Annotated in this window: 16 protein-coding genes; 10 read left to right on the top strand and 6 right to left on the bottom strand. The window is 38.9% G+C overall.

The genetic code is table 11. The features are described 5' to 3' along the window. Positions 1-122: 122 nt before the first annotated feature. Genes HMPREF2876_RS09135 through sdaAB form a run of 3 tightly spaced genes read right to left on the bottom strand, consistent with a single transcriptional unit; the run spans position 123 to position 2,384 of the window. A complete protein-coding gene (locus HMPREF2876_RS09135) occupies positions 123-779 on the bottom strand; it encodes an HAD hydrolase-like protein (RefSeq protein ID WP_024051447.1) in 657 nt (218 codons plus the stop codon). 52 nt (positions 780-831) lie between these two features. Beyond that, positions 832-1,704 (bottom strand): L-serine ammonia-lyase, iron-sulfur-dependent, subunit alpha, encoded by an 873-nt coding sequence (sdaAA, locus tag HMPREF2876_RS09130; RefSeq protein WP_024051448.1) that lies wholly within the window; start codon positions 1,702-1,704, stop codon positions 832-834. Positions 1,705-1,712: 8 nt separating this feature from the next. Beyond that, positions 1,713-2,384, bottom strand: a complete 672-nt coding sequence (gene sdaAB, locus HMPREF2876_RS09125; RefSeq protein ID WP_022526738.1) for an L-serine ammonia-lyase, iron-sulfur-dependent subunit beta — start codon at positions 2,382-2,384, stop codon at positions 1,713-1,715. Between the two features lie 258 nt (positions 2,385-2,642). Here sdaAB and HMPREF2876_RS09120 point away from each other — a divergent pair, with 258 nt between their 5' ends. The 9 genes from HMPREF2876_RS09120 (at position 2,643) to rpsD (ending at position 12,680) form a co-directional block, all read left to right on the top strand. Further along, positions 2,643-3,170: an aggregation-promoting factor gene (locus tag HMPREF2876_RS09120; protein WP_070242161.1), complete on the top strand. Its 528-nt coding sequence runs from the start codon at positions 2,643-2,645 to the stop codon at positions 3,168-3,170. Positions 3,171-3,637: 467 nt separating this feature from the next. Then, positions 3,638-4,783: a tRNA 2-thiouridine(34) synthase MnmA gene (gene mnmA, locus HMPREF2876_RS09115; protein ID WP_259295220.1), complete on the top strand. Its 1,146-nt coding sequence runs from the start codon at positions 3,638-3,640 to the stop codon at positions 4,781-4,783. 135 nt (positions 4,784-4,918) lie between these two features. Continuing rightward, entirely contained in the window at positions 4,919-6,835 is a 1,917-nt protein-coding gene (gene mnmG, locus HMPREF2876_RS09110) for a tRNA uridine-5-carboxymethylaminomethyl(34) synthesis enzyme MnmG (RefSeq protein ID WP_024053277.1), read from the top strand. Between the two features lie 252 nt (positions 6,836-7,087). After that, positions 7,088-9,064, top strand: coding sequence for a DHH family phosphoesterase (locus tag HMPREF2876_RS09105; protein WP_024053276.1), 1,977 nt, complete (start codon positions 7,088-7,090; stop codon positions 9,062-9,064). Further along, positions 9,061-9,513, top strand: coding sequence for a 50S ribosomal protein L9 (gene rplI / locus HMPREF2876_RS09100; RefSeq protein ID WP_070242156.1), 453 nt, complete (start codon positions 9,061-9,063; stop codon positions 9,511-9,513). Before HMPREF2876_RS09105 ends, rplI begins: the two co-directional genes overlap by 4 nt. A 31-nt stretch (positions 9,514-9,544) precedes the next feature. Beyond that, positions 9,545-10,897 carry a replicative DNA helicase gene (dnaB, locus tag HMPREF2876_RS09095; RefSeq protein ID WP_070242154.1) on the top strand — a complete coding sequence of 451 codons (1,353 nt, stop codon included), beginning with the start codon at positions 9,545-9,547 and terminating at the stop codon, positions 10,895-10,897. A gap of 3 nt (positions 10,898-10,900) precedes the next feature. Next, positions 10,901-11,173, top strand: coding sequence for a Veg family protein (locus HMPREF2876_RS09090; protein ID WP_003026751.1), 273 nt, complete (start codon positions 10,901-10,903; stop codon positions 11,171-11,173). Positions 11,174-11,230: 57 nt separating this feature from the next. Next, positions 11,231-11,863, top strand: coding sequence for an HAD family hydrolase (locus HMPREF2876_RS09085; protein WP_070242152.1), 633 nt, complete (start codon positions 11,231-11,233; stop codon positions 11,861-11,863). A 205-nt stretch (positions 11,864-12,068) separates the two neighbouring features. Next, the gene (rpsD, locus tag HMPREF2876_RS09080) at positions 12,069-12,680 is read left to right on the top strand and encodes a 30S ribosomal protein S4 (RefSeq protein WP_003026749.1); all 612 of its coding nucleotides are present in this window, start codon (positions 12,069-12,071) and stop codon (positions 12,678-12,680) included. 115 nt (positions 12,681-12,795) lie between these two features. On the opposite strand, the gene HMPREF2876_RS09075 is transcribed toward rpsD, so the two are convergent. Continuing rightward, positions 12,796-13,329, bottom strand: coding sequence for a TetR/AcrR family transcriptional regulator (locus HMPREF2876_RS09075; protein ID WP_024053273.1), 534 nt, complete (start codon positions 13,327-13,329; stop codon positions 12,796-12,798). Positions 13,330-13,503: 174 nt separating this feature from the next. Between HMPREF2876_RS09075 and HMPREF2876_RS09070 the strand changes: the two genes are divergently transcribed. After that, a complete protein-coding gene (locus HMPREF2876_RS09070) occupies positions 13,504-16,143 on the top strand; it encodes a YhgE/Pip domain-containing protein (RefSeq protein ID WP_070584718.1) in 2,640 nt (879 codons plus the stop codon). Between the two features lie 39 nt (positions 16,144-16,182). On the opposite strand, the gene HMPREF2876_RS09065 is transcribed toward HMPREF2876_RS09070, so the two are convergent. Both HMPREF2876_RS09065 and HMPREF2876_RS09060 read right to left on the bottom strand, forming a co-directional pair. Further along, positions 16,183-16,956 (bottom strand): Cof-type HAD-IIB family hydrolase, encoded by a 774-nt coding sequence (locus HMPREF2876_RS09065; protein WP_024053271.1) that lies wholly within the window; start codon positions 16,954-16,956, stop codon positions 16,183-16,185. Positions 16,957-16,973: 17 nt separating this feature from the next. Beyond that, the gene (locus HMPREF2876_RS09060) at positions 16,974-17,855 is read right to left on the bottom strand and encodes a helix-turn-helix domain-containing protein (RefSeq protein ID WP_083307007.1); all 882 of its coding nucleotides are present in this window, start codon (positions 17,853-17,855) and stop codon (positions 16,974-16,976) included.

Genomic DNA, 17,855 nt, shown 5'->3' with positions numbered 1-17,855 from the left:
GAGTTTTCTTGTCTAACTTTTGGGGTGCAGTTCAAAAATGATTCGTCTTTTTCTATGGGTGATTGACTTAGCAAACATAGTTGTTTGTTTTAGAATCTTTGATTGTATATTGTAAATATGGTTTACAATTCATGTAAAGTATTATTTACCAAAGCTGTTAAAATTTTTTGAGGCGAATCTGAGATAAAATCTGCCTCATTGTCAGTTAATTCTTTCTTGTTTCCAAATCCCCACAGAACTCCTAAAGTAGCAATTCCGACTGATTTTCCACCAATTATATCAAATTTTGTATCCCCAACAATGATAGATTGTTCAAGATTAGCATGAGAATAATTTAAAGCACGAGTTATAACATCTGCTTTATGATAAGAATTTGGAAGAGAGCCGAAGATACCATTGAAATGTTTATCAATTTCTAGGTATTGTGCCATTTTATGGGCCATTGGTTCATTTTTACTAGTGGTAATATAGACATGGTAATCCGAATGTTCTAATTCTAACAACAGTTCTTTTATACCCTTGTAAAGTTGAGCTTCAAAAACACCGTTATTTTTATAGTATTCTCTAAAGAAAGCAATAGCTTGATTGACATTGGTCTCTGGCACTACAGAAGCGAAACTAACTTCTAAAGGTGGTCCAATGAAAGTATCCAGCTCTTTGCTATCAGGGGCTTTGATATTTAGTGAAGTGAATGCGTATTGGAAAGCATTCTTGATTCCTACAGAACTGTCAACAAGTGTTCCATCTAAGTCGAAAAAAATATATTTAAAATTTTGCATAGTCTAAATTCATATTTACAGGACTGTAAACTTTTTCCTTTTGTGTAGAAAGTTATTCTCCAAAAATTTCTTTGGATAATCTACGACCAGTAGGTGTAGCTGCCAATCCACCTTCAGCAGTCTCACGAAAGGCAGTCGACATACTTGCTCCAACTTGATACATAGCGTCAACTACTTCGTCAACGGGAATTTTTGATTCAATACCTGCTAAAGCTATATCAGCGGCAATGAAAGCGTAGCTAGCTCCCATAGCATTTCGTTTGACACAGGGAACTTCTACTAGACCTGCAACGGGGTCACAGATTAATCCAAGCATATTCTTAATCACAAAACAAATTGCTTGGCTGGCTTGAAATGGGGTACCACCTGCTGCTAAAACAAGAGCTGCTGCACTCATAGCTGACGCTGATCCAACTTCTGCTTGACAGCCACCTTCAGCTCCTGAAATAGAAGCATTATTAGCGATGACTAGACCGAAAGCTCCAGCTGTTAATAAAAAGTCTAGTTGTTGTTTTTCAGTAAGATTTAATTTTTCGATAGCAGATGTAAGGACAGCGGGTAAACAACCAGCACTTCCTGCTGTCGGTGTTGCACAGACCAACCCCATTTTAGCATTGTATTCATTGACAGCAATAGCATTTTTTGCTGCTATTAAGACAGTATAGTCCGAAAGAGCTTTTCCTGATTGAATATATTTGTGGAGTTTGGCTGCATCGCCACCTGTTAAACCACTCCGAGATTTACTTTCATCTAATCCCATAACGACAGAAGCTTTCATAACTTCTAGATTTCTAGTCATCAAGCGTAAGACTTCATCTCGTTCACGACCTGTCAGTTCGTATTCAGTAGCAATCATCAGTTCGGCAACGCTGCCCTGAAAGTCTAAATCTGCTTGCTCCACTAATTCTTTGATTGAATAAAACATAAACTCTCCTATTTAAAGAAATTGACATTATGAAGTTTAGGAATTTTTCTGATTTCCTCAATAGCTCCTTCACAGCTGCGACTGTCAATTTCAATGATCATAATAGCTTTTTCACCTGCTTTTTCTCTTGTGACATTCATCTGTGCGATATTGATGTTATAACGAGAAAGTGCTTCAGTAACATGAGCAATCATTCCAGGAACATCCTGATGGACGATAATAATTGTCGGGGTATTCATGCTGAGCGAAACAGAAAAACCATTTAATTCAGTCACTTGAATATTTCCACCACCAATGGAAATACCAGTAACACTAATCGCTTTTTGCTCATTTTTAATGGTGATTTTAGCTGTGTTTGGATGTGGAGCATTGCTATCTTTTTGAATCGTCCAGACAATTTTAATCCCTCTTTTATGGGCAATTTCTAGGCTATTGGGAATATCAGGGTTATCTGTATCCATTCCGAGAATCCCAGCTACAAGAGCCAAGTCCGTACCATGTCCACGATAAGTTTTCGCAAAAGAATTAAATAGTTGGAATTCAACTTCTGTTGGCTCGTCATCAAAAATTGATGAAACAATTTTTCCAATACGAACAGCACCTGCTGTATGACTACTAGATGGACCAATCATAACAGGACCAATAATATCAAAAACAGATTGAAATTTTAGTGAGTTCATCGTAACTCCTTATAAATTCATTATCTTCATTATATCAAAGTTCAGTATATTTTTCTGCCTTTTTAGCTAATAAAATGAATGTGACGTAAATTCTAAACTTCCTTTGAGGTCACTTTTCTTATAGTAACCTTAAAGCAAATAAATATAGGGTGGATTTTAGTCTCTCTTCAATTTGTTTGTAATATTTTTAATGAAAGGAAAAAACAATAGTAATAATTAAGGTATATGATAGTTCTATCACAGAAAAGGAGAATCTAAATGATTTTGAATTTAAAGAATACAAACAAAAAAACTAAAGTAGGTTTAATAAGCTTAGCAGCAACAGCGCTGTTCTTTCTTCCTACACTTGCAAACGCAGATAGTTATACAGTAAAATCTGGAGATACTCTTTCAGCTATTGCTGCATCACATAATACAACAGTTGATCAAATTGCTCAGAAAAATAAGCTTAGCAATATTCATCTGATTAGTGTTGGGCAAGTATTGGAGTTAGATGACACAGCTACAAGCCCTACAACTGCGGAGTCAAGTAATTCTGCAACTACCACATCTGGTCTGAGTAATGAAGATGCAGCTGCAAAAGAATGGATTGCGCAAAAAGAATCAAGTGGCAGTTATACAGCCCAAAATGGACAATATTATGGTCGTTACCAATTGAGTTTATCATATTTAAATGGTGACTTGTCAGCAGAGAATCAAGAAAAAGTAGCAGACGATTATGTAGCGGGTCGTTATGGTTCTTGGTCAGCTGCTAAGACTTTCTGGTTAGCAAATGGCTGGTATTGATAAATACAAAAAATTATTGAGGTTGGGACAAAAAGATTTCAATTTTTAAAAATCTTAATTATTAAGCCCTTCAAATCTATAATTAAATGCGAAAAGCGAACAAAGCAGAATTCTGATTACCAGAAAACTAGTTTTGTTCGCTTTTTATATTTGAGGTCGGACTTTTGTCCCAGACTCTTTTGTGATGAGAGTAAGGCTTTAATATAGTAGTTTACAGCTAAAAGTACTATTTTTAGGTTATAGATAGAAGCTACAAAGTCGCTCACTAGATTCGGCCTTTTGATAGGATCTCTATTGTTTCATTCACTGATTTAATAGTTCATCTACTGAATTTTTGGTTTACAGCAGTGTAAAGTTATTGCTATCTGGTTATTGAAATTTGTTCTTAAGGTTATTTCGTGTTATAATAAACCTTGCTCTAAGCGACCTTCAATCGTTGAAAGCAAAACACGACCTTCAATCGTGAAATAACGAAAAGATGGGAGAACACGATGAGTAATCATTCTAAAACACGTGTCGTTGTCGGAATGAGTGGCGGTGTGGATTCGTCAGTTACAGCTCTTTTGTTAAAGGAGCAGGGCTATGACGTGATTGGCATTTTCATGAAAAATTGGGACGACACAGACGAAAATGGGGTCTGTACAGCTACTGAGGACTATAAAGACGTAGCAGCTGTGGCCGATCAGATTGGAATTCATTACTACTCTGTCAACTTTGAAAAAGAGTATTGGGATCGCGTTTTTGAATATTTCTTAGCTGAATATCGAGCTGGTAGAACCCCGAATCCAGATGTCATGTGCAACAAAGAAATTAAGTTTAAAGCTTTTTTGGACTATGCTATGACATTGGGAGCGGACTATGTGGCAACAGGTCACTATGCGCGTGTAAAGCGCGATGAAGACGGAATTGTTCATATGCTGCGAGGAGTGGATAATGGCAAAGATCAGACTTATTTCCTTAGTCAGTTATCACAAGAGCAGCTGCAAAAAACGATGTTTCCGTTGGGACATTTAGAAAAGTCTGAAGTTCGAGCTATTGCAGAGAAAGCAGGATTAGCTACTGCTAAGAAAAAAGATTCAACCGGCATCTGCTTTATTGGTGAGAAAAACTTTAAAGAATTTCTGGGAAATTATTTACCAGCTCAACCTGGTCGCATGATGACAGTTGATGGTCGAGATATGGGTGAGCATGCTGGTTTGATGTATTATACAATTGGTCAGCGTGGTGGCCTTGGCATTGGTGGTCAGCATGGAGGAGATAATGAACCTTGGTTTGTAGTGGGTAAGGATCTTAGTCAAAATATTCTTTATGTTGGTCAAGGTTTTTACCATGACAACTTGATGTCAACGAGTCTTGACGCTAGCCAAGTACATTTTACAAGAGAAATGCCAGCTGAGTTTACTATGGAATGTACAGCTAAGTTTCGTTATCGTCAGCCAGATTCTAAGGTTACAGTAACTGTAAAGGGTGACAAGGCAATTGTCAACTTTGCAGAACCTCAACGTGCTATTACACCTGGACAAGCCGTTGTATTTTATGATGAAGAAGAGTGTCTTGGTGGTGGCTTGATTGACAATGCCTATAAAGATGGTAAGCTTCAACAGTATATTTAGATTGACATTTTTTAGCAATCTGCTAAAATGGATATAGCAATAACTATGATGGTCAAAGCTCATGGATGTTGCAGGCTTTTTGTCCTGCACTTCTAGAGGTTTGACTTTTTTGGTGAAAAAATAAGGAAAGAAAAGATGACACACAATTTTACTGAAAGTTATGATATTGTCGTAATTGGTGCTGGGCATGCAGGTGTTGAGGCTTCGTTAGCAGCCAGTCGAATGGGCTGTAAAGTCCTACTTGCGACAATCAATATTGAAATGCTAGCTTTTATGCCTTGTAATCCTTCTATTGGAGGATCTGCCAAGGGAATCGTTGTACGTGAAGTGGATGCTCTAGGTGGAGAGATGGCTAAGAATATAGATAAAACTTATATTCAAATGAAGATGCTCAATACTGGGAAAGGTCCAGCGGTTCGTGCTCTTCGTGCGCAAGCAGATAAGGAACTTTATTCTAAAGAAATGCGCAAGACGGTTCAACATCAAGAGAATCTCACTTTGCGTCAAACTATTATAGATGAGATTCTAGTTGAGAACGGGAAAGTCGTTGGTGTGAAAACAGCCACGCACCAAGAGTTTGCGGCAAAGGCAGTTGTCGTAACAACCGGTACAGCTCTGCGTGGAGAAATTATTATTGGAGATTTGAAGTATTCTTCTGGTCCTAATCATAGTTTAGCTGCAATTAATTTAGCATACAATTTACGTGATTTAGGGTTTGAAATTGGGCGTTTTAAAACAGGAACTCCTCCGCGTGTGAAAGCTTCTTCTATTAATTATGAAGAGACGGATATTCAGCCTGGAGACGAAAAAGCGAACCACTTTTCCTATACTTCTCATGATGAGGATTATCTCAAAGATCAGATTCCTTGCTGGCTAACTTATACTAATGGAAGAAGTCATGAAATTATTCAAAACAACCTTTACCGTGCACCAATGTTTTCAGGAATGGTGAAAGGTGTAGGACCACGTTACTGCCCGTCAATTGAAGACAAAATTGTTCGTTTTGCAGATAAAGAGCGCCACCAACTTTTCTTGGAGCCAGAAGGTCGAGATACGGAAGAAGTTTATATTCAGGGGTTGTCAACGAGTTTGCCAGAAGATGTTCAAAAAGACTTAGTGCATTCTATTAAGGGACTTGAAAATGCTGAATTGATGCGAACTGGCTATGCGATTGAATATGATATGATTATGCCACATCAGCTGCGCGCTACTCTAGAAACTAAGAAAATCTCAGGTTTGTTTACAGCTGGGCAAACGAATGGGACATCTGGTTATGAAGAAGCGGCAGGACAGGGCATTATCGCAGGAATCAATGCAGCTCTGAAAGTTCAAGGAAAGCCAGAATTGATTTTGAAACGTAGTGATGGTTATATTGGGGTCATGATTGATGACTTGGTCACCAAGGGAACCGTGGAGCCGTATCGTCTTTTGACTAGTCGAGCTGAATACCGTCTCATTTTACGACACGACAATGCGGATATGCGATTGACTGAAATTGGACGAAGGGTAGGATTGGTTGATGATGAACGCTGGCTGCGTTTTGAAATTAAGAAAAATCAATATGAAACTGAAATGAAGCGCTTGAGCACTATTAAATTAAAGCCAATTAAAGAAACGAATGAAATGGTTGAAAAATTAGGCTTTAAACCATTGACAGACGCAGTTACAGCAAAAGAATTTTTGCGTCGTCCAGAAGTTTCATATCAAGATGTTGTCAAGTTTGTCGGTTCAGCAGCTGAAGATTTAGATGAAAAGATAATCGAATTGATTGAGACTGAAGTCAAATATGAAGGCTATATTTCTAAGGCGTTGGATCAGGTTGAGAAGATGAAACTAATGGAAGAAAAACGGATACCAGCAAACATTGACTGGGATGATATTGATTCAATTGCGACAGAAGCTCGTCAGAAATTCAAGAAAATAAACCCAGAAACAATTGGTCAAGCTAGTCGGATTTCAGGTGTCAATCCAGCGGATATTTCGATTTTGATGGTTTATTTGGAAGGTAAATCACGAAGTATCTCAAAAAATCAAGAAAAAGCAAAAAAATAAATGATGAAGATGCTTGTTCACATTTCTGAGCAAGTGTTTTTTCGTCAATAATACTTGACAAAGCTGTAAACTACCAGAGAAATAAAGCTAATTTAATGGGAAAATCAGATATTCTGTTTTGTAAAGTGAGCAAAGAGATGCAGGAAGATTTAATTTTTTCTAATGTTTGACAGTATTATTTGGCTTGTTTTAATAAGGGAAAACTCGCTTTTTTAGAGCTTTTGTGGTAAAATGGCGGTTAAGAGGTTTGTGATGAAAAAATTTCGTTTTATTCCAATTCATTTTGTAATCATGGGCGTTATTTCCTTTGGAATTTTAGCTATTTTATTACGAGTTTTTGGTAGCAGCATTCTGATGTTATCTGCGCTTTTTTTGGTGCTTGCTCTTTTGATTTTTCTATTGATTTACCAACAAAAAAGTTATGAAATTGATGAAGTGGAACAAATCCAGTATGTGAATGATCAAGCAGAAAATAGTTTGGCATCATTGCTTGAAAGAATGCCGGTTGGTGTTGTAAAAGTTGATCAAACATCTGGAAATGTAGAATGGTTTAATCCTTACGCAGAGTTGATTCTTACTAATGAAGACGGTGAATTTGATGTGGACTTGTTGCAAAAAATTACCAAAACACCATCTGAGGGTGCTGGATCGTATGCAACAATTGGGGATACAAAATATTCGGTCTACTTAGATCATGCTTCAAGTGTGTTTTACTTTTTTGATGCTTCTAGTGAGTATGAGGCTACTTCAGAATTAGTAACAACAAGGCCAGTTATTGGTATTATTTCAGTCGATAATTATGATGATTTAGAGGATGTTGTCTCAGATTCAGATATTAGCCACATTAATAGCTTTATCGCAAATTTTGTCTCTGAATTTGCAGAAAAATATGCCATGTTTTCTCGTCGTGTGGGAATGGATCGTTTCTATATTTTTACGGATTACACGGTGCTAGATCGGTTAATGCAAAATAAGTTTGCAGTTATTGATCAGTTCAGGGAAGAAGCTAAAAAGCGGGAAATTCCTCTCACACTGAGTATGGGCTTCTCTTATGGTGATAGTAATCATGAGCAGATTGGTAAAGTGGCTCTCTTAAACTTGAATCTTGCTGAAGTTCGTGGTGGTGATCAGGCTGTTGTCAAAGAAAATGATGAGTCGAAGAATCCTGTTTACTTTGGTGGTGGCTCAGCTGCATCGGTGAAACGGACACGTACTCGCACGCGAGCTATGATGACTGCTATTTCGGATAAGATTAAAAGTGTGGACCAAGTTTTTGTAGTTGGACACAAAAATTTGGATATGGATGCGCTTGGTTCTGCTGTGGGAATGCAAGTATTTGCTAGTAATATTATTGATCAGACCTATGCTGTTTATGATCCTCATCAAATGGCTGCGGATATTGAGCGAGCAGTTCGCAGGCTGCAGGATGAAGGAGAGACCAATCTTCTTTCGGTTGCTGATGCGATGACAATGGTGACCAATCGTTCTCTGTTGATTATGGTGGATCATTCAAAAACAGCTCTGACCTTATCAAAAGAGTTTTATGATTTGTTTAACCAAATTATCGTCATTGATCACCACAGAAGAGATCAAGATTTTCCGGAAAATGCTGTTATCACTTATATCGAAAGCGGAGCAAGTAGTGCCTGTGAATTGGTAACAGAGTTGATTCAATTCCAAAATTCTAAGACAAAACGCTTGAGTAAAATGCAGGCTAGTGTGTTGATGGCTGGGATTATGCTGGATACGAAGAAGTTTTCTTCTCGTGTAACCAGTCGGACGTTTGATGTGGCGAGCTATTTACGCACGCGCAGAAGTGATAGTGTGGCTATTCAAGATATTTCAGCAACGGATTTTGATGAATATCGTGAAGTGAATGAGTTGATTTTGAATGGTAAGAAAATTTTGCCGAATGTACTCGTTGCGACAGGTGTAGAAGAAAAATGCTATGATACAGTTGTTATCAGTAAAGCAGCAGATGCTATGTTAGCTATGTCAGGGATTGAAGCTAGCTTTGTCGTTAGTAAAAATAAGCAAAACAGTGTTTCGATATCTGCTCGTAGTCGTAGTAAAATCAATGTCCAACGTATCATGGAAGAACTGGGTGGAGGCGGTCATTTCAATTTAGCAGCAGCGCAAATTCCTGACCAGACAATTGCTCAGGTGGTTCATAGCTTAAATGAAATTATTGTTCGTGAAGTACTAAAAGATAAGGAGTTAGAAGAATGAAAGTAATCTTTTTAGCAGATGTAAAAGGTAAAGGAAAAAAAGGTGAAATTAAAGAAGTGCCTACTGGCTATGCACAGAATTTTCTGATTAAGAAAAATCTTGCCAAAGAGGCGACTGCAGCAGCTATCGGCGAGCTTCGCGGAAAACAAAAATCAGAAGAAAAAGCACACGCTGAAATGCTAGCTGAAGCGCAAGCCATTAAGGAAAAGTTGGAAGCAGAAAGTACAATTGTTGAATTTATTGAAAAAGTGGGACCAGATGGACGGACTTTTGGTTCTATTACCAGTAAAAAAATTGCTGAAGAATTACAAAAGCAATTTGGAATTAAGATTGATAAACGATTGATTCAAGTCAAGAATCCTATTCGTTCTGTTGGCTTGATTGATGTGCCAGTGAAAATTTATCAAGATGTGACTAGTGTGATTAACTTACGTGTAAAAGAAGGTTAATTGAAGAATATTTTTTGAGAGAGGAGGTCTTATGGCAGATATTGATGAATTGCGAGCACAACCGCAGGATATTTTAGCAGAGCAATCTGTTTTAGGTGCGATTTTTATTGATGAAAGTAAGCTGGTGTTTGTTCGTGAATATATCGAGCCAACTGACTTCTTTAAATATGCCAATCGGTTAATTTTTAAAGCGATGATTGACTTGGCAGATCGAGGCGATGCCATTGATGCGACAACTGTTCGTAATATTTTAGACAGTCAGAGTGATTTGCAAAATATCGGTGGCTTGTCTTATTTGGTTGAAGTGGTTAACTCAGTACCGACTTCTGCCAATGCTGAATATTATGCTAAGATTGTAGCAGAAAAAGCTGTTTTGCGCCGGTTGATTGCGCGGCTGACAGACTCTATCAATCTAGCTTATGATGGTGCCAGTCCTGCAGATGAAATCATTGCTGGGGCTGAAAAAGCGCTAATCGATGTTAGTGAAAATGCTAGTCGAAGCGGCTTTAAAAATATTAAAGAGATTTTGAATCTTAACTTTGGTAGCTTGGAAACGCGGTCTCAGCAAACTTCTGATATTACAGGGATTGCGACAGGTTATCAAGATTTGGATCACATGACCACAGGACTGCATGAAGAAGAGTTAATCATCGTGGCAGCTCGTCCAGCGGTTGGTAAAACAGCTTTTGCTCTCAATATTGCTCAAAACATTGGAACAAAGCTAGATAAAACAGTCGCTATCTTTTCTTTAGAAATGGGGGCAGAAAGCCTGGTAGACCGAATGCTGGCAGCAGAGGGATTAATTGAATCACATTCAATCCGTACAGGACAATTGACGGAGGAGGAATGGAGGAAGTATGCAATTGCACAAGGAAATCTAGCAGAAGCTAGTATTTACATTGACGATACGCCAGGAATTCGGATTACAGAAATTCGTTCGCGTGCTCGAAAATTAGCGCAAGAAACAGGAAATCTTGGATTGATCTTGATTGACTACTTGCAGTTGATTACAGGGACTGGTCGAGAGAATCGTCAGCAAGAAGTATCTGAGATCTCTCGTCAATTAAAGATTTTGGCAAAAGAGTTGAAAGTGCCAGTCATTGCGCTGAGCCAATTGTCACGGAGTGTGGAACAGCGTCAGGACAAACGGCCTGTTTTGTCAGACATTCGTGAGTCGGGTTCTATTGAGCAGGATGCAGATATTGTTGCATTTCTATATCGGGATGATTATTATGAACGCGGTGGTGAAGAATCTGAAGGGCTTCCAAACAACAAGGTTGAAGTGATTATCGAAAAGAACCGTAGCGGTGCGCGTGGTACGGTAGAATTGATTTTCCAAAAAGAATACAATAAGTTTTCAAGTATTTCCAAGAGAGAGGAATAAACAATGAGTGATGCATTTACAGATGTTGCAAAAATGAGAAAAATTAAAGAAGAAATCAAAGCCCATGAGGGCAAAATGGTAGAAATGACTCTTGAAAATGGCCGTAAACGTCAAAAAAATAAGCAAGGGCGCTTGATTGAAGTTTATCCTTCTTTGTTTATCGTTGAATATACAAGTAATGGAGGTCAACCGGGTGAGATTGAAAATACTTATGTCGAATCTTACACTTATTCAGATATTTTAACGGAGAAAAATCTCATTCGTTATTTGGATTGAGAATAAATAGGTTTTAATGGCGAAAAACTGCTTTGATTGATGTGGCTGGAGTGAAAAATGATTAAAAATCTAGTTTTTGATTTTGGCAATGTTTTAATTGAATGGAACCCTGCTAAGATTTTAGCTGCTTTTGTAGAAGATGAAGGAGACCGTAAGTGCGTCAAGGCTGCTATTTTTGATTCAGGGCTTTGGGCTCAGACGGATACTGGAGAATTAACTTTGGAGGAAGCCATTCAGGCGGCTCAAACATTGCTAGATAGTTCTTACTCTGCTACTGTTGAGGCTATTTTTACTCATTGGTATGAGACAGTAGATGTTTATCATCAGCTACAAGAGAAAATTTTTGAATGGGCTCAGCTGGGATATGGCATTTATATTTTGTCTACTACAAGTGAGATATTTTATGCAGTTGAAAATGCATGTTTATTACCGATGACGAAAGTTTTGACTGGGAAAATCCTTTCTTACGAAGTAGGGTATGCAAAGCCAGATAAAAGCATCTATCAAAAGTTACTAGCTCAATACGCATTACAAGCTAATCAATGTGTATTTATAGATGATTTACAGGTTAATTTAGATGTCGCTAAAAGTCTAGGATTTGAAACTATTTTAGCAACATCTGAACAGCAAAATATAATTGCGATAGAGGAATTGTTGAAGAAGAAAGGTTATTTTCATAGAAAGAAATAATCTGGTAAAAATCCGTCTTTACAGATAGGATTTTTTTTGATATAATGGCTTTTGTGTGAAATAGCAGCAGGAGGGCATGAAGCTCGTCAACAGAATATTAGCTATAAAAGTAGCCTTGGCTGTTTAGGCGAAAATGTTCTGCACGAATCAGGGCTTTCTAAGTGACTATTTCCTCAAATTATTATTTTTACAGGAGGACATGTTTATGTCACGTTATACAGGACCATCTTGGAAACAAGCTCGTCGTTTGGGCCTTTCACTTACAGGTACAGGGAAAGAATTGGCACGTCGTAACTACGTACCAGGTCAACATGGACCAAACAACCGTAGCAAATTGTCAGAATACGGTTTGCAATTGGCTGAAAAACAAAAACTTCGTTTTACTTACGGTGTAGGTGAAAAACAATTCCGTAACTTGTTCGTACAAGCAACTAAAATCAAAGGCGGAATCCTTGGTTTTAACTTCATGCTTCTTTTGGAACGTCGTTTGGATAACGTTGTTTATCGTCTTGGACTTGCAACTACTCGTCGTCAAGCTCGTCAATTCGTAAACCACGGTCATATCCTTGTTGACGGAAAACGTGTAGATATTCCTAGCTACCGTGTATCTGTTGGTCAAGTGATTTCAGTTCGTGAAAAATCACTTAAAGTACCTGCAATTCTTGAAGCGGTTGAAGCAACTCTTGGACGTCCAGCATTTGTATCATTTGATGCTGAAAAATTAGAAGGTTCATTGACTCGCTTGCCAGAGCGCGACGAAATCAACCCAGAAATCAACGAAGCGCTTGTCGTTGAATACTATAACAAACAACTTTAATCGATGGATTATCAGAGGTTGGGAATCTTCCCAGCTTCTTTTTTTGTTGTAAAGATTACGAAGAAAAGCCCTAGAGAGCTTGTGGGTGCTACTAGGGCAAGGTATAAGAAATATTCTAATCCAACATTTTTAAAAGAAAATCTGCCATTTGTTCAGGGCTTTCTTTTTTTCCTCTAGCAATCCACATTTGACAAACTCCAAAAAAGGCGTTTGTCAGGTAAACATAGCTGTATTCTTTCTCCACTTGACTTAGTAGTTTACTACTAAAGCGCTCTTGTAGGTCTTCAGCCAGCATGATTTGGAATTTATGGCGTAAAAATGTTTGAATTTCTTTTGTTCCGTTTTCTGTTAACAAAACAGAAAGGAGGGATTCTCGTGTGAGAAAATCAAAAACTTCTATAATCGCGCTACGCTTGTCTTGAGCATACTTCTCAAAAATGTATTCTAACTTATGGAAAAGTTTCTGTTGATAATGCTCAACCATATCATATTTATCTTTGTAGTGTGTATAAAAACTACTGCGACTAATGCCGGCAGTCTTGGTCAACTTGACAGTGCTAATCTGGTCGAATGATTCGTGTTCCAGTAGCTCTACCATCGCATTTTCAATAATCATTTTTGTTTTTTGGCGCTTGTTACTTTCTGCCATATTGTCTTTCCTCTTTTGAACAAATTTATCCAACGTGTCTAAAATTTAATTTTTTCTCTTGTGAAAAATTTCAGAAACTGTATAATCTATTATATCAAATATTTAGACAATGTGTATAAAAATATTTCGAAAATTAAAATTTTTATACAGAGTGTCTAAGATAGAGGAGAAAAAATGTTCAACGAATGGAAAGCAATTTTCAAAAAACCACTCTTCATTATTGTCATGGTTGGTGTTTCCTTGATTCCTGCTCTTTATAATGTTATCTTTTTGAGCTCCATGTGGAATCCTTATGGTAAAGTTTCAGAATTGCCAGTAGCGGTTGTGAATAAAGACCAACATGCGACATTTAACAGCAACACATTGTCTGTTGGTGATGATATGGTGAAAAGTCTTAGAAAGAATGATGCTTTAGATTTTCATTTTGTATCTGAAGCAAAGGCAAAAAAAGGCTTGGAGAAAGGTGATTATTATATGATTATCACGCTTCCAAGTGATTTATCTCAAAAGGCTGCTAGTATTCTGGATAATAAACCACAAAAGATGCAGATTGATTATCAAACATCTAGCGGGCACAGCTTTATTGCTAGTAAGATGAGTGATTCGGCTATGACGCGACTTCAACAAACTGTCGCAAACAATGTGACCAATACGTATACGACTTCTCTCTTCAAGAGTATGAATAGCTTGAGGAAAGGCATGATAACAGCTGCTTCTGGTAGTGGGCAACTTGCTTCTGGCGGTCAACAATTAAAAGACGGTAGTCAAACTTTGACAGATAATTTACAGACCTTGTCTAGCTCAAGCATGACATTTGCAGACGGTGCTAATACATTGACGACAGGTTTGGGAACCTATACGCTTGGGGTGCATCAGCTGTCAGACGGAATTGGTACGCTATCGACACGCCTTTCAGCTTATACGTCAGGTGTCGGTCAATTGGCTTCTGGTTCAGATACGCTTTCAAAAGGTCTGACAGACTATACAAATGCTGTTGGTCAATTGGCTGACGGTTCAGGAGAATTATCAGATGGTTTAAATGCGTATGCCAATGGTGTAGCAAATCTTGCAGGCGGTGCGAATCAGTTAAATGCTCAATCGCAAAATTTATTGGCTGGAGTCAATCAATTGACCGCTTCTAATGGAGAAATTCAAAAATTATCAAGCGGTGCGCATCAATTAACTACGGGTCTGAATACGTTAATGACAACTGTTCAACAATCTGGCATGACTGCTGAACAAGTTCAAAAGCTACAGGATTTGCAAGCAGGTTTAACTGCTGTGCAAACCGCTCTTTCAACTGGATCAGACTTGTCAGCCGCTAAAGCAAGCATGACGACTGCTTTAAGCGATATGGAAACGGCTGCGAACACGCTTGCCAATAGTGCGACGACAGACAAGACTACGATTGCAACTAACGTGGCTGCTACAGCTGCTTATCAAAAGTTAAGTGCTAGTGAGCAGGCAGAAATCAATGCTGCGATTTCGCAAACTCCAAGTCAAACTGCTACGACTGCGGCAAGTCTATTGACAAATATTCAAGCGCTCAAGACGCAAGTGACGAACTTGCCAGAGCAATCTTCTAATCAACAAAGTGTAGCTGTCATCGGACAAGCGAAAGGTGCGCTTTCAGAGCTTCAAACGAGCGCACAACAATCTCAATCAAAAATCCTTGCAGCTTTACAACAATCAACTGCGGGTGCTAATCAAGTAGGAGCAGGTATTGATCAATTGGCAAAAGGTGTAACCGACTACACCAATGGGGTTGCGCAGATAACAGCAGGAGTTAATACCTTATCTAGTAAGAATGACCAATTGACATCTGGTATGACGAAAATCAGTTCAGGTTCTAAGACCTTGGCTGGTAAGAATAGTCAATTGACGTCTGGCATGGCAAAAATCAATTCCGGAGCTAATCAATTGGCGGCTAATAATGGTCAAATTGATGCCGGCTTGGCAAAATTAGCAGACGGAGCTAGTCAATTAGTGAACAATTCTGCTACACTCGTGTCAGGGGCAGACAAACTGTCTGATGGTGCTGGTAAAATAGCAGATGGTTCTACGAAGCTGGCAGACGGCAGCTCAACTATCACGTCTAATCTGGGGACACTTGTGTCGGGTGCGGACAGCTTGACAGCAGGTTTGACAGATGCCAAAAATCAATTATCTATGGTGACAACCAATAAAGCCAATGCTAAAGCTCTCGCAAATCCATTGACAACGAAGAAAATAGATAAAGACCATGTTGGTAAAAATGGTATCGGGATGGCACCATACATGATTTCTGTGGCACTCTTTGTAGCAGCTATTTCAACCAATATCATCTTTAGCACGTTACCTTCTGGTAAGAAGCCAAAGACACGTATGGAATGGTTGAAAGCACGTATTCAAGTCAACGGCATGATTTCTCTCTTAGCAGGTTTGTTGGTGTACGGTGCGGTACATATGATTGGCTTAACCGCCAACCACGAATGGGCAACGCTTGGTATCATTCTTTTGACCAGCATGTGCTTCATGGCGGTGGTGACGGCTCTGGTAACGTGGGACACTAAGCTTGGTGCTTTCACTTCTTTGATTTTGTTATTGTTGCAACTAGCCTCTAGTGCAGGGACTTACCCACTTCCGTTGATGGATAAGATTTTCCAAGATGTCAATCCTTGGTTGCCGATGAGCTATTCTGTTTCGGCTTTGCGTCAAACGATTTCGATGACGGGGCAAGTCGGCGGACAGGTTGCCTTCATGACAATCGTTCTGCTGCTCTTTGTTGGTCTTGGTTTCTTGGTTTACAATCCAAATAAAAAAGAATTAGTTTAATCAAAAAGCTCTTGTATCTTGAATACAGGAGCTTCTTTTTTAAATTAAACCAAAGTGAGCAAGGGCGTGTGGAATGCCATTTTCATCATTAGAGTGTGTGATGAAAGTGGCTGCTTCTTTGACGGTTGCTTGGCTATTGCCCATTGCAATGGGATAATCTACTGTTTCAAACATGGTCAGGTCATTGAGTCCGTCTCCGAATGCGTAAGTCGGTGCTTTATCGGCCAGCAAGGTCAGCAGGTGCTGAATCCCAGAGCCTTTGTTACAGCCGTGTGGCGTGATGTCTATCGAGTAGGGGCTGTTACGGAAAAAGTGCAGTTCAGGGACTTCTGTTTGGTACTGGGTGTCTTTTTCGGGCTCTTCACTAAAAATGAGCAACATCTGACAAGGCTGGTTTTGATAAATGGTTGGCCCGACTTGGGGCAGGTCTTGATGAAAATATCGGAAATTCTGCTGAACGGTCGGGCTGAGCGCCGTCACACGCATTTCTCCTTGCGAATAAAAACCGAGGTCATGCTCATTTTCCTTTGCCAGTTGCAGGAGCTTGAGAATGCTGTTTTGTGCAATTCGTCCTTCAAACAGGAATTGCTTTTCATGGAGGATTTCCATGCCATTTAGCAAGATAGCGGAATGAATCCCAGCGTCTTTCAGAACCGTCCCCATTTCTCCGCGCCCGCGCCCCGTACAGATAATAGGCAGAAAGCCGTTGGCTCGTAGTTGAGCAATGGCTGTTTTGTTGTCTGCTGGGACTTGTCCTTGGCTATCAACCAAGGTGCCGTCAATATCAAAAAATACAAATCCGTTGTAAGTCATTTGCTTCTCTGTCTCCTTTAAGGTGCTGAAGTTCCACGTGAAACATGAGAGAAAGGGGAAGTACGATGCTGTTTGACTTCTTCTTTCAAGTTTTCGAGCAAGGTCGTTTCTTCTGTCAGCTCAAGCAACTGGAGACCTTTCTGGATAAGGTCGTCGTCTCTTTGGCAAATACCCAGACGAACCTGAGCAAAGCCGAGCTTGTCGTATCGTTTTGTTTGCCTGGCGAGCGGTAAGATCATCTCGGTGATACGCTGGCAATCGTCAAGGCAATTGTTGTAAAGGTAGATGGTCGAAAGGTTGGCTAAAATGGAGAATTGTGTACTGTGAATTTCTTTGTAATGCTTATACTTGTTGAGACTGGCTAAGATTTTTTCCGTTATATTTTGAATGGTTTCTAGTGGGAAGAAGTAAAGAATAACACTTAGTAAATTTAGGTCACTTTCATAAAAAGTATCTCGTTTTTCTAAATCTGTCCATAACTGTTGGGCTAAAACTTGTGCTTGACTACTGATTTTATTTTTTCTAATTTCAATTAGTATATTTGCCATACGCAAAATATTGCTAATGGGAATATCATGATGAGCTTTCAAGTAGGCTTCACACTGTTTGGTTAAATCCAGTAATTGTTCTGTTTCAACGACAGATAAATAATTTTTAAATTGCAAGATAATCTTCATTCTGTGATTTGAATGATAATAATCACAAATATATTCAAATTCCCCAAAGCTCATGTCAATCTGGTGGAGCAGAAATTCCATGGTTTCATAGCTGGGAACGGATTGGTTGCTTTCAAACTTGGAAAGATTGGAGCGAGAAATCCAATCTCCGCAAATCTCTTGCTGGGTGATTCCCTTTGCTTTTCGAATCGTCTTGTAAACTGTTCCAATATCCCAACGCAT

The sequence above is a fragment of the Streptococcus sp. HMSC073A12 genome (assembly GCF_001812815.1).
GTDB lineage: Bacteria > Bacillota > Bacilli > Lactobacillales > Streptococcaceae > Streptococcus > Streptococcus vaginalis.
The sequence above is the reverse complement of the archived record's forward strand: the minus strand, read 5'-3'. Positions and strand labels throughout refer to the sequence as shown.

Bases quoted from the DNA above. Each gene is read 5' to 3' on its own strand.
- HMPREF2876_RS09135 (WP_024051447.1), bottom strand. From the start codon at position 779: ATGCAAAATTTTAAATATATTTTTTTCGACTTAGATGGAACACTTGTT.
- sdaAA (WP_024051448.1), bottom strand. From the start codon at position 1,704: ATGTTTTATTCAATCAAAGAATTAGTGGAGCAAGCAGATTTAGACTTT.
- sdaAB (WP_022526738.1), bottom strand. From the start codon at position 2,384: ATGAACTCACTAAAATTTCAATCTGTTTTTGATATTATTGGTCCTGTT.
- HMPREF2876_RS09120 (WP_070242161.1), top strand. From the start codon at position 2,643: ATGATTTTGAATTTAAAGAATACAAACAAAAAAACTAAAGTAGGTTTA.
- mnmG (WP_024053277.1), top strand. From the start codon at position 4,919: ATGACACACAATTTTACTGAAAGTTATGATATTGTCGTAATTGGTGCT.
- HMPREF2876_RS09105 (WP_024053276.1), top strand. From the start codon at position 7,088: ATGAAAAAATTTCGTTTTATTCCAATTCATTTTGTAATCATGGGCGTT.
- rplI (WP_070242156.1), top strand. From the start codon at position 9,061: ATGAAAGTAATCTTTTTAGCAGATGTAAAAGGTAAAGGAAAAAAAGGT.
- dnaB (WP_070242154.1), top strand. From the start codon at position 9,545: ATGGCAGATATTGATGAATTGCGAGCACAACCGCAGGATATTTTAGCA.
- HMPREF2876_RS09090 (WP_003026751.1), top strand. From the start codon at position 10,901: ATGAGTGATGCATTTACAGATGTTGCAAAAATGAGAAAAATTAAAGAA.
- HMPREF2876_RS09085 (WP_070242152.1), top strand. From the start codon at position 11,231: ATGATTAAAAATCTAGTTTTTGATTTTGGCAATGTTTTAATTGAATGG.
- rpsD (WP_003026749.1), top strand. From the start codon at position 12,069: ATGTCACGTTATACAGGACCATCTTGGAAACAAGCTCGTCGTTTGGGC.
- HMPREF2876_RS09075 (WP_024053273.1), bottom strand. From the start codon at position 13,329: ATGGCAGAAAGTAACAAGCGCCAAAAAACAAAAATGATTATTGAAAAT.
- HMPREF2876_RS09070 (WP_070584718.1), top strand. From the start codon at position 13,504: ATGTTCAACGAATGGAAAGCAATTTTCAAAAAACCACTCTTCATTATT.
- HMPREF2876_RS09065 (WP_024053271.1), bottom strand. From the start codon at position 16,956: ATGACTTACAACGGATTTGTATTTTTTGATATTGACGGCACCTTGGTT.
- HMPREF2876_RS09060 (WP_083307007.1), bottom strand. From the start codon at position 17,855: ATGCGTTGGGATATTGGAACAGTTTACAAGACGATTCGAAAAGCAAAG.